Source organism: Methylophilus sp. OH31 (assembly GCF_000576615.1).
GTDB lineage: Bacteria > Pseudomonadota > Gammaproteobacteria > Burkholderiales > Methylophilaceae > Methylophilus.
The window spans coordinates 655,235-672,386 of sequence record NZ_BAUS01000002.1; the positions used below are offsets into that span (position 1 = coordinate 655,235).

The 17,152-nt window shown below is 49.2% G+C and carries 12 protein-coding genes; 4 read left to right on the forward strand and 8 right to left on the reverse strand.

Annotation, left to right across the window (positions count from 1 at the left end; genetic code table 11):
• Nucleotides 1–10 precede the first annotated feature (10 nt).
• The 3 genes from dcd to gnd all read right to left on the reverse strand — a co-directional run bounded on the left by dcd (nucleotide 11) and on the right by gnd (nucleotide 3,289).
• Nucleotides 11–580: a dCTP deaminase gene (gene dcd / locus OH31_RS04945; protein ID WP_019881948.1), complete on the reverse strand. Its 570-nt coding sequence runs from the start codon at nucleotides 578–580 to the stop codon at nucleotides 11–13.
• 182 nt (nucleotides 581–762) lie between these two features.
• A complete protein-coding gene (gene zwf, locus OH31_RS04955; RefSeq protein ID WP_019881950.1) occupies nucleotides 763–2,238 on the reverse strand; it encodes a glucose-6-phosphate dehydrogenase in 1,476 nt (491 codons plus the stop codon).
• Between the two features lie 142 nt (nucleotides 2,239–2,380).
• Nucleotides 2,381–3,289: a phosphogluconate dehydrogenase (NAD(+)-dependent, decarboxylating) gene (gene gnd / locus OH31_RS04960; protein WP_019881951.1), complete on the reverse strand. Its 909-nt coding sequence runs from the start codon at nucleotides 3,287–3,289 to the stop codon at nucleotides 2,381–2,383.
• A gap of 185 nt (nucleotides 3,290–3,474) precedes the next feature.
• Between gnd and pgl the strand changes: the two genes are divergently transcribed.
• Nucleotides 3,475–4,161: a 6-phosphogluconolactonase gene (pgl, locus tag OH31_RS04965; protein WP_024929857.1), complete on the forward strand. Its 687-nt coding sequence runs from the start codon at nucleotides 3,475–3,477 to the stop codon at nucleotides 4,159–4,161.
• A gap of 84 nt (nucleotides 4,162–4,245) precedes the next feature.
• Here pgl and OH31_RS04970 read toward each other — a convergent pair whose 3' ends face one another.
• Nucleotides 4,246–4,806 carry a DUF1003 domain-containing protein gene (locus OH31_RS04970; RefSeq protein WP_024929858.1) on the reverse strand — a complete coding sequence of 187 codons (561 nt, stop codon included), beginning with the start codon at nucleotides 4,804–4,806 and terminating at the stop codon, nucleotides 4,246–4,248.
• 36 nt (nucleotides 4,807–4,842) lie between these two features.
• Complete coding sequence (apbC, locus tag OH31_RS04975) at nucleotides 4,843–5,931, reverse strand: iron-sulfur cluster carrier protein ApbC (RefSeq protein ID WP_024929859.1); 1,089 nt, start codon at nucleotides 5,929–5,931, stop codon at nucleotides 4,843–4,845.
• A gap of 247 nt (nucleotides 5,932–6,178) precedes the next feature.
• Here apbC and OH31_RS04980 point away from each other — a divergent pair, with 247 nt between their 5' ends.
• A complete protein-coding gene (locus OH31_RS04980; RefSeq protein ID WP_024929860.1) occupies nucleotides 6,179–6,637 on the forward strand; it encodes a fasciclin domain-containing protein in 459 nt (152 codons plus the stop codon).
• Nucleotides 6,638–6,921: 284 nt separating this feature from the next.
• Here OH31_RS04980 and OH31_RS04985 read toward each other — a convergent pair whose 3' ends face one another.
• The 3 genes from OH31_RS04985 to OH31_RS04995 form a co-directional block, all read right to left on the reverse strand.
• Nucleotides 6,922–10,662, reverse strand: a complete 3,741-nt coding sequence (locus OH31_RS04985; RefSeq protein ID WP_024929861.1) for a TonB-dependent receptor domain-containing protein — start codon at nucleotides 10,660–10,662, stop codon at nucleotides 6,922–6,924.
• A gap of 103 nt (nucleotides 10,663–10,765) precedes the next feature.
• The gene (locus OH31_RS04990; RefSeq protein ID WP_019881960.1) at nucleotides 10,766–11,749 is read right to left on the reverse strand and encodes a FecR domain-containing protein; all 984 of its coding nucleotides are present in this window, start codon (nucleotides 11,747–11,749) and stop codon (nucleotides 10,766–10,768) included.
• A gap of 4 nt (nucleotides 11,750–11,753) precedes the next feature.
• On the reverse strand, nucleotides 11,754–12,245 hold the full coding sequence (locus tag OH31_RS04995; RefSeq protein ID WP_024929862.1) for an RNA polymerase sigma factor: 492 nt from the start codon (nucleotides 12,243–12,245) through the stop codon (nucleotides 11,754–11,756).
• 296 nt (nucleotides 12,246–12,541) lie between these two features.
• On the opposite strand from OH31_RS04995, the gene metG reads away from it, so the two are divergent.
• Together metG and OH31_RS05005 are read left to right on the forward strand one after the other, a co-directional pair.
• Nucleotides 12,542–14,614 carry a methionine--tRNA ligase gene (gene metG / locus OH31_RS05000; protein WP_024929863.1) on the forward strand — a complete coding sequence of 691 codons (2,073 nt, stop codon included), beginning with the start codon at nucleotides 12,542–12,544 and terminating at the stop codon, nucleotides 14,612–14,614.
• Between the two features lie 243 nt (nucleotides 14,615–14,857).
• Entirely contained in the window at nucleotides 14,858–17,152 is a 2,295-nt protein-coding gene (locus tag OH31_RS05005) for a cation-translocating P-type ATPase (protein ID WP_024929864.1), read from the forward strand.

Here is a 17,152-nt window from a genome sequence, read left to right on the forward strand (position 1 = left end):
CTGGGTGAGGCTATATTTTTGGCAAAGTCACGCCAACCTGGCCCTGGTATTTGCCACCGCGGTCTTTATAGCTGGTTTCGCAAACTTCATCAGATTCAAAAAACAGTACTTGGGCACAGCCTTCGCCGGCGTAAATCTTGGCAGGCAAGGGCGTTGTGTTACTGAACTCCAGTGTGACATAACCTTCCCACTCTGGCTCAAACGGCGTGACGTTGACGATGATGCCGCAGCGTGCGTAGGTGGATTTACCTAAACAGATGGTCAGCACAGAGCGCGGAATACGGAAATATTCAACCGTACGCGCCAATGCAAACGAGTTGGGCGGAATCACGCAATAGCCTTTGCCTGAGACTTCAACGAAAGATTGCGGGTCGAACTGTTTAGGGTCAACAATGGTGCTGTTGATATTGGTAAACACGCGGAATTCGTCAGCACAGCGGATATCGTAACCGTAAGAGGACGTACCGTAAGACACGATTTTTTCGCCATTGGTTTCACGCACCAGCGTTGGTGAAAACGGCTCAATCATGCCGTGTTGTTCAGCCATTCTGCGTATCCATTTGTCCGACTTAATGCTCATTGCCTTATCCAGTCTTAGCGTTGCTTATCTGTGCAAGATTGCTTGCAATAAAGAGAAAAAAGCGGAGTTTAAACTCCGCTTTTAATGAGTGCAAATAATAACAACAAATGTCGTCAGTTTCGCAAACTTTTTATGAATTTTTGGCGATTTATTTCACCAGCGGCATTTGCAGCCGCCAGCTATTATTTGTCGCCGCCTAATTCAATGCTGTAACGCCAGAACTGGTCTTCAGCTTCAAAAATAACTTTTGAGGCTTCAGGGTCACGGCTGCCAGCTGGGTACTGGTGTACCGGCTTCTTGTCTTCAGCCCAGGCTTTGACCACTGGATCCACCAGGCGCCATTGCGCTTCGGCTTCAGAAATGTGCAGGTAGTTGGAGTTGTCACCTTGCATCAGGTTCAGCAGCAGGGCTTCGTATGCATCTACGGAGTCGTCGCTATCCCAACGGTTGGCCGCATCCAGCTGAATGGTACGGGTTTGTACATCCAGGCCTGGAATCTTGGATTGGACTTCCAGCTTAATACACTCGCGCGGCTGTATACCAATGATGAGCCAGTTTTGATCCTGGTCATTGATCTGCAGCGGTGCTTTTTTGAAGCGGATAGAAATACGGGTATCGGCTTCGTGCAGGCGCTTGGCGGTGCGGATGTAGAACGGCACACCTTTCCAGCGTGGATTGTCGATAAACAATTTCAGCGCGGCATAGGTTTCAACTACGCTGTCATTGTTGCCCAATTCTTCCAGGTAACCAGGCACTTTTTCACCGTTGATCTCACCAGCAGCATATTGTGCGCGGAAGGCATGTTTTTCCAGTTCGCTCACCGGGATCGGGCGAATTTCTTCCAGCAGTTTGATTTTTGCATCGCGCACGCCTTCAGGGGACAGGTCTTTCGGCTGTTCCATAGCAGTCAGTGCCAATGTTTGCAGAATGTGGCTTTGCAACATGTCGCGCAATGCGCCAGTGCTATCGTAGAACTGCGTACGGTCGCCGACACCCAGCATTTCGGTGTTGGTGATTTGTACGTGGTCAATGTACTGGTTGTTCCAGATTGGCTCTAACACGGTATTGGTAAAGCGTTGCAGCAAAATGTTTTGCAGTGCTGATTTACCCAGGTAGTGGTCGATACGGTAGATCTGGCTTTCTTTCAGGTGCTTGGTGATTGCAGCCTGCAGCTCTTTCGCAGATGGCAGATCGGTACCAAATGGTTTCTCGATCACCACACGGCGCCAGTATTTGTCTTCTTGTGTCAGGCCAACATTGGCCAATGATTCCACCACTGGGGCGAAGTCAACTGGACGCACGGACAGGAAGTAAGCCAGGTTTTGCGGGAAAACGCTTTCGTCGCTGAGGGTGGCTTTCAGTTTGCTAAATGCATCCGGGTCAGTCGGTGGGTTGGCGTGGTAGAAGTTACGCGCGATAAAGCGCTCAAACACAGCCTGGTCATACCCTTTTTTAAATTTGGCATCCAGCATGCTTTTGATGTCTGCACGCCAGGCTTCCAGGTCAACCACTTGGCGGCCAACGCCTACAATTTTCAGGTCTGCTGGCAAGCGGCCCAATGAGTCCAGTCTGAACAGGCCAGGATAAAGTTTTACGCGGGCCAGGTTGCCACTAGCGCCAAACAGCACCAGTGTGCATGGATCAATTTTATTCGTCATTTCTAACCTTAAGATAAAAATGTAAACGGGAAAGGGCAAGCCTTTCCCATATATTTGCTACCGTAAGTTCTCACTCTATGAGTACTCACAGTCGCTCTAAATAATAAGCAAAAAGCCTCTCGTCACGAGAGGCTCATATTGATTACTTAGATGATTTTACTGCGTGACCGCCAAATGCATTACGCATCAGGGACAACAGCTTGTAGCTATAACCATCTGCATCCTGGCTGCGGAAGCGCGCTTGCAATGCGACTGTCAGCACTGGTGCTGCAACGCCTTGCTCAACGGCTTCAACTACTGTCCAACGACCTTCGCCGGAGTCAGCAACATAAGGAGCGATGCCTTCCAGTGTCTGATCACCTTTCAATGCTTCGGCTGTCAGGTCCAGCAACCAGCTACGTACCACGGAACCATGGCGCCACAATTCAGTGATTTGTGCCAGATCCAGGTTGAAGTCTTCTTTACCTTTGATCAGGTCCAAACCTTCGGCAAATGCTTGCATCATGCCGTATTCGATACCGTTATGGATCATTTTGGTGAAGTGACCGGAACCTACTGGACCCACGTGCGCCCAACCGCGGTCAGCGTGTGTCAGTGCTTGTGCATAAGGTGCCAATACGTCTGCGTATTGCTTGTCGCCGCCGTACATCAGGCAGTAACCGTTGTCCAGGCCCCAAACGCCACCGGAAGTACCACAGTCAATAAAGCCGATACCATGTTCAGCTAACATTGCGCCACGGCGCTGACTGTGTTTGTAGTTTGAGTTGCCGCCGTCGACGATGATGTCGCCTTTGTTCAGCAGAGGGATCAAATCTTTGATTTGATTTTCGGTGATTTCACCAGCTGGTAACATCAACCAGACAATTTTTTGGCCTTCGAGTTTGCTGACTGCATCAGCGACTGAGGTTGCTGCTTCCAGACCTTCTTCTTTTACGAGTCTGTTAACGAATTCGGTATTGAAGTCAAAACCAACCACGTTAATTTTGTGACGCAGCAAGCGTGCAGCCATGTTGCCGCCCATTTTGCCCAAGCCAATCATTGCTAATTTCATTCGGATTTTCCTATGGTGTGAGGATAGTTTTAAGAGACACCCATCTTTTGGATGGCATGAACTCGATCAGTGCTTCGGATAATTTTGCAGAATTATCATGTCGAGTCAGATATAATTATAGCAAATGCAGTCACGCACTAAAAGGCTGCGCACGCTTTTTTGTATTGTTTTTTTACAGGTTTTCTATGTCTTTGAATTCTCAAACTCGTTGGCACTCGTTTCAATCTCAGGAAGAAATTAACCAGGCAGCACTCAATAGAGTGCTGGCAGCAGCGGATGCAGCCATCGCCAAACACGGTAGTTTTCTGGTTGTACTGGCGGGTGGCAGCACCCCCAAAGCCGTTTATCAATTATTAGCCAAGGCAAATGCCGACTGGGCCAACTGGCATGTGTATCATAATGATGACCGCTGCCTGCCAGCCGATCATGTCGAGCGTAACAGCAAGATGGCGCGTGATGCCTGGTTAAGTCATGTGGTGATTCCCGAGAGCCAGATTCATGATATTCCGGCTGAATTGGGCAATATTGAAGGCGCCAAGGCGTATGCGGAAACGCTTAAAGGTGTGCGTACGTTTGACCTGGTGATTTTAGGCCTGGGTGAAGATGGTCATACTGCCAGCCTGTTCCCGGGCCAGGTGGTGAATAACACCGCCGATGCCGTGCCGGTATTCAACTCTCCCAAGCCACCGGCAGACCGCATTACGATTAGCCAGGACCGCCTGAATAATACGCATGAAGTCATGTTCCTGGTGACGGGCGCAGGTAAGCAGGAGGCTGTCGATAACTGGCGTAATGGTGTGGCTATTCCGGCCACATTGATCCAGTCACCAAATGGCGTGGATGTGTATTGCTTTGGTGTGACGCTTAATTAAAGCCTGATCACCACAGAAAACAAAGGCCATAGAGACAAATCTTTGTGGCCTTTTTTATGTACGCTATATTTTTCGTGGCCAAGATTACTTTTCGTTCTTCTCGACCAGTAACTTTTCAAGCAAGCTGATTTGCTGTTGTTGCAACTGAATCAGTTCCTGCCACTGTTGTTCACGCAGGCCGTCCAGTTTTTCATGGAGCAGCAAAATCTCTAATTCTGCTTTTAAATTCACTTCGTAGTCGTGCTCAGCCTGGCGTCTGTCAACTTCTGACTGCCGGTTTTGCGACATCAGGATAATGGGTGCCTGAATAGACGCCAACATGGATAAAAACAGGTTGAGTAGAATATAGGGATAGGGGTCGAATGCGCGGTCATAGTGCAGCAGAATGACGGAATTCAGAATCACCCAGCTCACTAGAATCAGCACAAAAATGAAAATAAATGACCAGGAGCCGCCAAAGCGCGCCATGGCATCAGCCGCACGTTGGCCACGACTGGGCGTTTCGTGGGTGTGATGCACGGCCAGGTTGCGCGAAACCGGATGGCGCTCGGTCATATGCCGGGCGACACGTTGCATATGTTCATCCATGGCCTCGTACTGCGCGCCCATCAGGCCTTCTGCAATATGGTGCTTGCGGGTTGTCATACGCAACGTCCTTCGGTGGTTAGGCTTAATAGGCGATCAGGTTTTTTGAATAACAATATTAGGGAATTTTGCGCTGTGGTCGAGGCTGGCGATGGCGATTTTACTCGCGGCTTTGCGCGCGATCTCTTTATAGCTTTGCGCAACGGTGCTGTCAGGGGAGGCGACGACAGTGGGCTGGCCACCATCGGCCTGCATGCGGATGTTAATATCCAGCGGCAGGCTGCCCAATAAGTCTATATTGTAATCGCTGGCCATCAGGGCGCCGCCGCCCGTGCCAAAGATATGTTCTTCGTGGCCGCAGTTGGAGCAGATATGCGTGCTCATATTTTCGACGATGCCTAAAATCGGGATGCCGACTTTCTCAAACATTTTCAAGCCTTTGCGCGCATCAAGCAGGGCAATGTCTTGCGGGGTGGTGACGATAATGGCGCCGGTTACCGGGATTTTTTGTGCCAGAGTCAGCTGGATATCGCCAGTGCCCGGTGGCAGGTCAATCACCAGGTAGTCCAGGTCTTGCCAGCGTGTGTCGCGTAATAATTGCTCTAACGCACCGGTGACCATCGGGCCGCGCCATACCATAGGTGTATCGGTGTCGACCAGAAAGCCTATGCTCATGGCCTGGATGCCATGCGCACGCATGGGTTCTATGCTTTTGCCGTCGGCACTGTCCGGGCGGCCGGAAATGCCCAGCATCTGAGGCTGGCTAGGGCCGTAAATGTCGGCATCCAGCAGGCCCACAGTAGCCCCTTCGGCGGCTAGCGCCAGCGCCAGGTTCACTGAGGTAGTGGATTTGCCGACGCCACCTTTGCCCGAGGCCACGGCAATCACATTTTTTACGTTCGGTAATAAATTGACGCCACGTTGTACGCCATGCGCCACGATGCGGCTGCCCACATTGATAGCGACTTTTCCGATGCCATCAATGCTTTTCAGTGCGTCAGTCACTTGCTGGCGAATCAGCTCCAGCTGGCTCTTTGCCGGATAGCCCAGCACCACATCCAGGCTGACATCGTTGCCATTGATCTGAATGTTCTTGATCGACTTCGTGCTGACGAAGTCTTTGCCGGTATTGGGGTCTATGCACAGTTTTAAGGTGCTTTGAATGATTAATTCGCTAATGGCCATGCTTGAGGTTCCTGCAGAAATGCCTGACTAAATGAATCAGGAATTCTACTCCAACAGACCCTCTTCGTCATGTTGTCTGCGGGGGATTTGTCGCTGGCCGGTATCCATCATGCGATTGGTAAGTTGGCTGTAAGCTGCGGGCGCGCTTGGGTAAGCTAGGCGTAAGCCTGAGCAGATAGTGTAAGCAGGTCGGTAGTCGTGGTTTTAAACCGGACATTTAGTTTTTACATTTATCAGGAGACATCATATGAAAAAAATTCTCGCATTCACGCTGTTAGCCATCAGTTTCTCTGGTGCGGCTAGTGCTGATTCCTTGCTACAAACAGTGCAGCAAGATGGTAGCTTTCAGACCTTTGCCAAAGCGGTTAAAGTGGCCGGCCTTGAAGGCGCACTCAATGGCAGCGGCCCGATTACCTTGTTCGCGCCCAATGATGCTGCGTTTGCCAAGTTGCCCAAAGCCAAGCTGAATGCACTCATGGCCAATAGCGAGGCGCTCAAGAAAGTACTTTCCTATCATGTTTACCCTGGCAAAATCACCCAGGCGGACGTGAGCGCGGGTAAGGTGAAGTCATTGGAGGGCGCTGATTTGCAGCTATCCGTCACCGATGGCGTCAAAGTGAATAATGTGAAAGTGGTTGGCGATGAAATTAATGCCGATAACGGTGTGATTCATACAGTGAGTGCCGTGCTGATGCCTAAAAGTTAACTTTTTAGCAAACGATTGCGTCAAAATGCCTCGCTTAGCGAGGCATTTTTCTAGTCGGGGACGAAGTGATGGTTCAGGCTGAGCCAGACACCGCGCGGGGCGCCAGGGGCAACAAAATTGGTACTTTCAAAGGAGTCTGACCCCTTGGTCTGATAAGTGTTTGATTTTGTTGTAATGGGTGAGAGATGGTATTGGAAAAGTGTCTGATTACATTAAAAATTTGATTGCAATCAGCTTTTATTACAATCCAGGTGCTTGAATTGCTTCAGTTGTTTAGAGAAGGGCTACTCTATCAACCCATCCAGCTTTTTAGGCTGAAACTCATAGCTCAAAGTCACAAAAGCCGACCTTGGTGCCCCCGTTCCAAGAAAGCTCGTTCCTTGCCAATCAGCACTGTTGTAGTTGAATCCGCTCTCTCCAATCACACCACGAATAGAAGGTGAAAATGCGTTTAGACCTAGTCGCCCAGCACTGGCATATTGTTTGTCTAACAGATTGTTAATACGTAAACCCAATGTCCATTCGGGACTAAGCCTGTAGGTTGTATTGAAATTAACGACGGCATAGCCATCAGTTTTACCTTCACCAAATTCGGCACGCTGTACGGTACAAGTGGTGGTACCACCATTACAAAACGGACCTGTAATAGGAGAAGCGGGACCCGCTCTATGTTTATTGTTTTCATTACCGCGAATAAATGCATCGGAATGTGCGACTACATTTAAGCCAACACGCCAGGCATTGGTAATATCATAGGTAAAATTTGCGTTGAGGTTATGCAACGCAACCCCAGGCATACGATCTCCTGGGGTTACTGTAATCTGCTGATAGTTACCCTCGCCTGTCTGGGTCACAATATCGTAGACATTCCCTGCACTACTGTTACTAGGACTAGCAAGCTTGAACTTGGACTGGAAGGTAGCGTCTGTTAGTGCATAGTTAACACCCCAGCCTGCTTTGCCCCATGTCCCTTTAAGTCCCATTTCAAGACCTCGTCTGCGAGTGTCTCCCACATTCTGAAAATAACTACTGGTAGCATTAATTGCTACAAAATAGATATCATCGGTCAGATCGGTTTGATACAACGCTGCGTTCCATTGAATACTGTCCGTCAGTTGACCACGCCCACCGATTTCATAGCTGGTCGAGCGTACTTGTTTTAAATAAGGGTCTCCTGATAGTGCACCTGGCAAATTACATACACGCTGCTCACTTGTAGATCTTGGTCGATACAACGGATTTCCATTGGCATCATTACCTTGGAAAACCGGTGTTGGGTCATAGGCACAACCTAATTCAATGACTGTCGGAGTCCTGGCCCCACGTCCCAGATTGGCATAGAGGTTCAAATCTTCTGTAGCTTGCCAAGTCACACCAAGCGAGGGATTGAACGAACGGTATTTAAATTTTTCTTTTTCGGGAGGACGCAAGGTGGCAATATTTTGCCCATTAGCGTCAAGTGGAAAAGTGCTAGGGTCAAAGGGAATAATGGCACCAAGGCCATTGGGGCATTCTGACGCCTCTATCGTGCCGTCATTATTGTTGTCGGTACATAATGTGATTAGGTTTATATAATTCAGTATTGAGTTCACATCAGTGAATGAAGACAATCTCGCTACTGCGAGCTGATTATCGACATAACTACGGTTATAGCGAGCAGAAAACGTAAAATTTAGCGCCTTTGTAGGCGACCATGTTTCACTAAAGTAAATGCTTTTTGTTAGACTATTTCCTTTAAAGTCATTTAAACCATATCCACGCTCAGGACTATTTGCGTAATACTCCCAACCTAAAAGCTCAGGCGCAACATAGGCTCGTCGATTCGCATCAAGCATTCCCAGATATTGCTTACTTTCATAGGTGGTATCAGCTTTATCAATAGAGCTACCAATCATGAACTTATGTTTATCAAGGTTCCAGTTAAATTGTAATGACGCTCCTTTTCCTAATTGATCGACCTCCGTATCAGTGAATATTGCAGTTGGAGTACCATTTATATAACCAGTTGTAGCAAAAGGACCACTTGCATACCTACCGTCTCTAAAAATCGCATTGCCATTAGCGTCTAGTACCAACGGCCCTCGAGTTGACTGTTGAGATAACCCGCCAACACTGCCAGAAGAGTTGGAAATAGTCGCTTCATTAATTGGGGTAACCAACTCCCAATAGTCATGATAGAAACCACTAGTGTCTGTATAACCGCTTAATGTGCCTGTAAGGCCTTGCCCAGTTGGAATGTCATAAAAATAAAGTTTGTTTCCTGTACCAGGATGAAGAGTATCTGTCGACAGTCCGTAATTGTTATTAATACCCGCCAGAATTTTTCCATAATTCTCAAAACCAAAGCGAACCCTACCCTCATAATCTGAAGTAACTGGAGCATTGAATGCGTTCGGGATCGTTGAAGGTTGATTTATATCGTCATTATTTCTTCTTGGATCAAATGTCCAGTTCCAGACTGTATTACCAGAACCATCTGCAGCAGTCACTTGTGCCTGATTGGCGTTAGCTTGCGTATTAAAATTCGCCCCATAAGCTAAGTTATTTACATCAAAACCAGGGTCGCCATCGGCAATCCCATTTACATCCAACGCTCTTCCTGATGCATCTGCCGCGACGTTATAGGCATAGTTGTTATAATCGGGCAGTCCGTCACGGTTGATATCTGGCAAGCCATAAAGTAACTGGCGACTAGGATCATTTTCTGTTGCACTATTCGGTCTCCCACTCGTCCCCCCAAAGTTCTCATTCACATCTGACATGTGTGACTTGCGCTTGCTGTTACGGTTATATACCTGCGCAGTGATGTTGAAGGTATCTGTCACATCCCAGATACCTGATAGCTGGAATTGAAATAGGTTGTTTTTGCTCTCATCAGGTGAGGTGTAAACCTGCTTGGGGTTTTGATCGACCATTTGCTGTGGCAACAAACCGTTACCGGTTAACTTGTTACCTGCATACAAACCTGAAAAACTCACCCTGGCTCGTTCACTTTGCCATTCAGCTTTACCGAAGATTTGATTGACCTTACTCGGTGAGTTATCCCGCCAGCCATCTTCCAGAAAGAAGTTCCCCGATAAGAAGCCAGCCACTACACCGTTGTTATCGCCTGCCGATATTTGCAACTGTTTGCGACCAAACGAACCAGTCAGCACTTCAGCATCTAGTGTTTTGCCATCAAAACCACTTTTGGTGCGCATCGTTAATGAGCCACCCAATGTGCCCAATCCATAAATAGGGTTGGAGCCCGGAATGATTTCGAGACTGGAGAGCGCATTCATCGGAATCATGTCCCAGTTCACTACATCACCAAAAGGCTCGTTCACACGGATGCCATCAAGAAATACTGAGATACCTTGTGCCGTACCCAGTTGGGGCGAAGCTGTAAAGCCACGATACTGCAAGTCCATCTGAAATGGGTTGCTTTGATAATCATTGACAGTGACTGACTGCAGTTTCTGATTCATTAAGTCGGTGATCGTTAAGGTGTGCGCCTCTTTAATATCTTTGGCAGAGAGTGATTGCACGTTGCCAGGAATTTCCTCTTTAGTCAGTGCCAAGCCAGGCATCGGCCCTACTTCATAAAACTTCTTGGCACGCACCTCAACTTTATCCAGCTCAAGGCTGGTTTTTTCATCTCTTAATTCTTTGGATGTTTTGGTTGCGGGTTGAATATAAAGCGTAGACTGGTTGAGCTTGGCCTCAAGACCCGCGCTGGCGAGTAGCTTTTTGAAAAGCTCTCTGGTGAGCATGGTGCCGCGAATTGCAGGGGCATTTTTACCACTGACGAGAGCATCGTTAAAGGTGATGTTAATCCCTAGTTTTGAACTAATTGATTTTAAAGAAGTAGCGAGTGGTTGGCTGGGTAGCTCAATGGAGATCGTACGTGTGAAGAGGATCTCTTCCTCTGGCTGAGGTAGTGTTGTGTTTAACTCAGCGGCCTGTACAAGAGGCATCAATCCTGCTTGGTTGGCAAAGCAGGCTGCAATCGCTGCGCTTAGGATCAACTTTTTTGGTGCATGCATCTGACTTCCCCGTTATTTTTATGGCTTGTTATTGCCTTAATGCATGGGGAGTTGAAACCCTGATGTGTTGTTTGCAAAAAAATGTAATGAATTAGGGTAGGCGTTATTTTGAGGGTTGGTCGGTTTCAAGCAAGGTGCCTGTTGTTGTTTGCTTGATATGGATATTGGCGATACGCGGTAGGGTAGAGATAAAGTTGTTACTGTCTTTAATGGCGACGACTGCGCTGATCTTTTCTTTGGATAAGCCGTCCGTTGTGACAGGTGTCGGCCGATAGCGCGAGAGGGTTTCGGCGATTTCTGCGAGCTCAGCCTGGTTGAAGACCAAGGTGCTGCTGATGAACTTGAAGTAGTCTTGTGCCGTGACGTTGGTGCGTGGTTGTAAGCCTGCCGCGGTTAGTTCTGCGACTTGGTTGTTGTGCAGGATGATCTTTGTACCACCGGTTTTGCTGATGACTTCTACTTTGCCGTGATCAACGCTGATGCGTTCAAGCTGTTGGAGTTTGTTGATAGCAAAGCGAGTGCCCAGTACGGTGACCTTGAGGCGATTGGTTTCAACCACAAAAGGCCTGTCAGGGTCTTGTTGCACTTCAAATACGGCTTCTCCCTGCAGCAGGTCAATATGACGCTGATGGCGGTAAAACTTGATTTCAATATGCGAATTAGCATTGAGCGTCACGCGGCTGCCGTCATCTAATGTTTGCGTCATAAGTTGCGCGCGCGCGGTTGTTGATGCTAATTGCAGCATGGGGGTGTTTTGCCAAACCTGATATTGATGAAAGCCTGCCCAGCCAATGCAGATGGCAGCCACCACGCCAGCCACGGTCCCCGCCAGTTTTTGCCTGGTTTTCTTGCGCTCGTTTTGTTTGAGAAATACATCTGTTTGTTTAGCTTGTGCCAAACTTTGCAATTCACTCACTGAGTCTATGCCTTGCCAGGCATGGCTGATGCTCAGGTATTCCTGCTGATGTAATGGGCTTTGCATGAGCCAGGCTTCAAACTGGCTGCGCTCGGGGGCGTCAGGCGAGGCCTCTTGCATGCGGATAAACCAGCGTGCGGCCGTTTCTGAAATTTTGTTGTGCGTGCTCATGCGCTTATTTGAGAAACTTTTCGCGTGCGGCGCGGAGATCCAGCAAGGCGCGGATCAGGTGACGCTCAACCATATTCAGGCTGATCTGCATCTGCTCGGCGATGTCTTTTTGTGCATGCCCCTCAATGCGGTACATGATAAACACCTGACGGCAGCGCGGCGGTAAGTCCTGGATGATTTGTGTGACTAGTGCCAGCCTTTGTTTGATGTCTGCCAGGTGCTCAGTTGACACTGAGGCAGGTTCTTCAAGGTCTGCCTGTTGCTGGTAGTCGGCAAAGTAGCTGTCTTTGCGGTATTGCTCCAGTAGCAGGTTTTGCACAATGGTTCGCAGGTAGGCATGTGGCTCCTCGTTGCGATGCGGGCTGGTGGTCAGCGCAAAGCGTAAAAAGCCATCGTGCAAAATATCTTTTGCTTGATGTGGACAAACGGTTTTGCGACGTATGCCTGGTAGCAGCGTCGTATACGCCCAATGTAGGTTGATACCATGCCAAAACATGCCGTGTGCGTTGTGAGGTAATGTTAAATGGCAAACCATACGCAAGGATTGTTCCCACGCCTGTGCTTTATATGGTGATTGATAACTGTTTGTTTAGTCAGCTTTTTTAATAACTGATTTGGGTAAATGGAAATAATCCGGTTGGTTGTAATCAGCCAGGTTGGCTTAAACTAGCCAAACCTGAATTAGCCAAACCATGTGGAAGAAATTTGGCTTGATCAAGAATATCTGCCTTTGCCATCGCTCAACTGTGGATGGTTTGCTAAAATGATCGTTTTTATCTTGGTCTTGTTTTCATGACACGCAAACTTCTGGTGACGTCCGCCTTGCCATATGCCAACGGCAGCATTCATTTGGGGCATCTGGTTGAGTATATTCAAACCGATATCTGGGTGCGTTTTCAGAAAATGCAGGGCCATACTGTGCACTATGTCTGCGCGGACGACACCCACGGTACGCCTATCATGCTGCGTGCAGAAAAAGAAGGCATCACGCCGGAAGCGCTGATTGAGAAAGTGCATGCCGAGCACAGTCAGGATTTTGCCGAATTTTTGGTGCAGTTCGATAACTATTACTCGACTAACTCGGAAGAAAATCGCCAGTTGTCCGGCAATATTTACCGTGCGCTCAAGGCAAACGGCAAAATTGCGACCAAAACCATAGAGCAATATTTTGACCCGGTCAAAAACATGTTCTTGCCGGACCGCTTTATCAAAGGCGAGTGCCCGAAATGCCATGCCAAAGACCAGTATGGCGATAACTGCGAAGTCTGTGGCACGACTTATAGCCCGACGGAGTTGATTAACCCATTCTCGGCCGTGTCTGGCGCGACGCCGGTGCGTAAAGAGACCGAGCATTACTTTTTTAAACTGAGCGAGTGCGCAGACTTTTTGCGTGACTGGACGCGCTCTGGTACCTTGCAAGCCGAAGCTGCCAATAAAATGAGTGAATGGGTGGGCGAGGCAGGCGAGAATAAACTCTCTGATTGGGATATTTCGCGCGATGCGCCTTATTTCGGTTTCGAAATTCCGGATGCGCCAGGCAAATATTTCTATGTCTGGCTGGATGCGCCGATTGGTTATATGGCCAGCTTTAAGAACTTGTGTGCCAAAGCGGACATAGACTTTGATGAATACTGGAAAAAGGATTCGACGACAGAGTTGTATCATTTTATCGGCAAGGATATCCTGTATTTCCATGCCTTATTCTGGCCTGCGACACTGGAATATTCTGGTCACCGTACGCCAACGCAAGTATTCGCGCATGGCTTTTTGACCGTGAATGGCGAGAAAATGTCCAAGTCGCGTGGCACGTTTATCACTGCACGTAGCTATCTGGAACATGTGAAGAATCCGGAATACCTGCGTTATTACTATGCGGCCAAATTGAATGGCAGTATGGAAGACATTGATCTCAACCTGGAGGACTTTGTCGCCCGTGTGAACAGTGATCTGGTCGGTAAATACATTAATATTGCCAGTCGCACGGCCGGTTTCGTGGCTAAAAAGTTTGATAACAAGCTGATTGATGCCCAGCATGCGGTGATTGATGAGATGCGCGCTGCGGCCCCTGCAATTGCCGAGGCATATGCCGCCCGTGACTTCGCGCGCGCGTTGCGTGAGATCATGAAGCTGACGGATGCTGCCAATGCTTATGTAGCCGAAGCTGCGCCCTGGGTGGTTGCCAAAGATGACAGTAAAGCGGCTGAGTTGCATACTATTTGCAGCAATGCATTGGAGATGTTCCGTTTGCTGACGATTTACCTGAAACCGGTGTTGCCCAATATTGCCGTGGCCGTGGAAGCGTTCCTGAATGTGCAGCCATTGCAGTGGTCCGATGTTGGCCAGGGCTTGGGCGCGCAAACGATACAACCTTATAATCATATGGTGACGCGCCTGGAAGGCAAGCAGATCGAAGCCATGGTGGAAGCCAATAAAGATAGCTTGCAAGCGGCGTCTACGCCGGCTAACACAGAAACGGCTGCGAAAATATCGGCCAAGAGTGAGGCGAAAGCGGATACGCCAGCGGTAGAAGAGGGCGCGTATATTTCGATTGAAGATTTTACCAAGGTCGATCTGCGTATTGCGCACATTGTCAGTGCCGAACATGTGGAAGGTGCTGAAAAGCTACTCAAACTGTTGCTGGATATCGGCGAAGAAAAACCGCGTCAGGTATTTGCCGGTATTAAGTCTGCCTATGACCCGGCCACGCTGGTAGGACGTTTAACTGTCATGGTGGCTAACCTGGCGCCGCGCAAGATGAAGTTTGGCATGAGCGAAGGCATGGTGCTGGCGGCCAGTGATGAGGGTGGCGGTCCTTATATTCTGTCGCCAGACAGTGGGGCGCAAGCAGGCATGCGCGTGAAGTAAGGCGAATATAAAAATGAGTGGTGCTGGCGCAAGTTTGTGCTGGCACTTCTCTTCTTTTTGCGTGTCGTTTATTGTGCTATATCAAAGCTTCACCGGCAGTTGGCTGTTCTAATCATATTTGAGCAAAGTGTGGCACCTTGAAAGAGCGTGGCGCTTTTCACAAAACGGCTAACACATTGATTTATATTATATTCAATCATATAATATAAAGTTATATATTGTTGACGGACGGTCCATCACCCAATGGCAAAACCTTTAGCAGCAAGCAGTGCGAATCCCTGGCAAGGGCTGGATATCCAGTCTGAGTGGGAGCGATTTAGTCAGCGCGATGCATCCTCTGCTGAGGTATGGACCTCTCATGTATGGGTCGATAATATGCACTGCGCCGCTTGCAGCGGACGTATTGAACAAACCGTCAAACAACAGCGCGGCGTGCTTGCCGTACAAGCCAGCGCCGCTTCCAAACGTGTCCGCGTGGTCTGGGATGCGAAACAAACTTCCCCTTCTCTCTGGTTTGCCAATTTAAACGAGATTGGTTACCCGGCATTACCCCTTAACGAATACAGCGCGATTTCGGATCGTACTGTCCAGCAACGCAAGATGTTATGGCGCCTGGTCGTGGCCGTGTTCTGCATGATGCAGGTCATGATGTATGCCTATCCGACTTATTGGTCTGATAGCAATGATATGGCGCCAGATATGGTGCAGCTCATGAAGTGGGCCTCCTGGGTGCTGACCCTGCCGGTCATGCTGTTTTCAGCTACACCGTTTTTGTCCCAGGCCTGGGCAAGCATCAAGCAACGCCAGTTGGGTATGGATGTGCCTGTGTCGCTGGGTATTCTGGCAGCGTTTGTGATGAGCACACTGGCCACGTTTGCGCCAGGCGGCTGGTGGGGTGACGTGGTTTACTATGACTCGCTGACCATGTTTGTCAGCTTTCTGCTGATTGGTCGCTGGCTGGATGTTAAGTTGCGCAACCGCACGGCTGGTGCCCTGGAAAGCATGATGCGCCGCTTGCCGCATGCGGTGCTTAAGAAAAATGCCGCCGGTGAGTGGGTGCAAATCGCCGCGACTAATATTAATGTCGGCGATGTGCTTTATGTGCGTCCCGGCGAAGTGTTTGCGGCCGATGGCCTGATCTTGGGTGGCAGCACAAGTGCTGATGAGTCCATGTTGACGGGTGAATCCGAGCCAGTGATGAAACCCGCTGGCGCAAAGGTCATCGCTGGCTCCGGCAATTTAACGTCTGCCATTGAAATGCAGGTGGAGCAGGTAGGCGAGGGCACGCAATACCATGCGCTGGTCAACCTCATGGCGTCGGCCTCCACTGAAAAACCCGGCATTGCCTTGCTGGCAGATAAAGTCGCGCAACCATTCTTGTGGGCCGTATTATTAGCGGCCATTTATGCCGTTTTTTACTGGTGGAACACCGATCCTGCCAAGGCCATTATGTCGGCCGTGGCTGTACTTGTCGTGACTTGTCCATGTGCATTATCCCTGGCAACGCCCGCGGCCATGCTGGCCAGTGCTGGTACTTTTGCCAAAGGCGGTGTGCTGATCCGCCGTTTGCAAGCGATACAGGCAATCAGTGAAGTGGACACCGTTGTGTTTGATAAAACCGGCACCCTGACTGAGAATGTGCAGCAAGTGACATTGGCAGACAGTCACGCCGATTGGGATTCGCAATGGCTGCTTGATGTGATTGCCAGTATGAGCCGGGATTCCTTGCATCCGGTGGCGCAGGCCTTGCATGGCTTTGCCTTGCAGCATGATGCGCAAGATCAGCTGCCTATGCAGGATTGGCAAGAGATTGTCGGTGGCGGCATGTCTGCTACATTTCATGCACCAAACGGCGCATTACTGCCGGTGAAACTAGGCAATGCAGAATTTTGTGGTGTAAGGGATGAGTCGGAGGGCGAAGCGTTGCGCCAGGTGTATGTCACCACAGGCGAAATCACGCTGATGCGACTGACGTTGTCCGAGCAGGTAAAACCACATGCCAAGGCAGCGATTTCACAATTAATTGCAAATGGGCTTGATATTCAACTGTTATCTGGTGATAGAATAGCGCCCGTTAAAAACCTCGCAGCGCAACTGGGAATCCAACGCGCATTCGGGTTACAAAAAGCAGCAGATAAGCTGCAGCATGTAAAGTTGTTGCAACAACAGGGGCGGAAAGTATTAATGGTTGGTGATGGTTTGAATGACGGCCCTGTCATTGCAGCAGCGCATACTTCTATTGCAATGGGTTCCGGCGTCCCTTTGACGCAGGCACAGGCCGATATGGTGGTGTTGGGTAATGATATCGGTGTGCTGGTTTCGCTCATTTCGCATTGTCAAAAAACCATTCTCATCGTAAAACAGAATTTGTTGTGGGCTGCGTTGTATAACGCAGCTGGTGTGCCATTGGCGATTATGGGCTTATTGCCTGCCTGGTTAGCCGGGTTGGGGATGGCGGCCAGTTCGCTCTTGGTATTGCTGAATGCATTACGTTTGACCGACTGGAATAAGTCGGGCTGGCAGAAAGGTCAGGCATAG

Excerpts from the sequence above, each read along its gene's own strand:
- OH31_RS05005 (WP_024929864.1), top strand. The coding sequence starts at position 14,858 with ATGGCAAAACCTTTAGCAGCAAGCAGTGCGAATCCCTGGCAAGGGCTG.
- pgl (WP_024929857.1), top strand. The coding sequence starts at position 3,475 with ATGTCTTTGAATTCTCAAACTCGTTGGCACTCGTTTCAATCTCAGGAA.
- gnd (WP_019881951.1), bottom strand. The coding sequence starts at position 3,289 with ATGAAATTAGCAATGATTGGCTTGGGCAAAATGGGCGGCAACATGGCT.
- OH31_RS04990 (WP_019881960.1), bottom strand. The coding sequence starts at position 11,749 with ATGAGCACGCACAACAAAATTTCAGAAACGGCCGCACGCTGGTTTATC.
- OH31_RS04995 (WP_024929862.1), bottom strand. The coding sequence starts at position 12,245 with ATGTTTTGGCATGGTATCAACCTACATTGGGCGTATACGACGCTGCTA.
- dcd (WP_019881948.1), bottom strand. The coding sequence starts at position 580 with ATGAGCATTAAGTCGGACAAATGGATACGCAGAATGGCTGAACAACAC.
- metG (WP_024929863.1), top strand. The coding sequence starts at position 12,542 with ATGACACGCAAACTTCTGGTGACGTCCGCCTTGCCATATGCCAACGGC.
- zwf (WP_019881950.1), bottom strand. The coding sequence starts at position 2,238 with ATGACGAATAAAATTGATCCATGCACACTGGTGCTGTTTGGCGCTAGT.
- OH31_RS04985 (WP_024929861.1), bottom strand. The coding sequence starts at position 10,662 with ATGCATGCACCAAAAAAGTTGATCCTAAGCGCAGCGATTGCAGCCTGC.
- OH31_RS04970 (WP_024929858.1), bottom strand. The coding sequence starts at position 4,806 with ATGACAACCCGCAAGCACCATATTGCAGAAGGCCTGATGGGCGCGCAG.
- apbC (WP_024929859.1), bottom strand. The coding sequence starts at position 5,931 with ATGGCCATTAGCGAATTAATCATTCAAAGCACCTTAAAACTGTGCATA.
- OH31_RS04980 (WP_024929860.1), top strand. The coding sequence starts at position 6,179 with ATGAAAAAAATTCTCGCATTCACGCTGTTAGCCATCAGTTTCTCTGGT.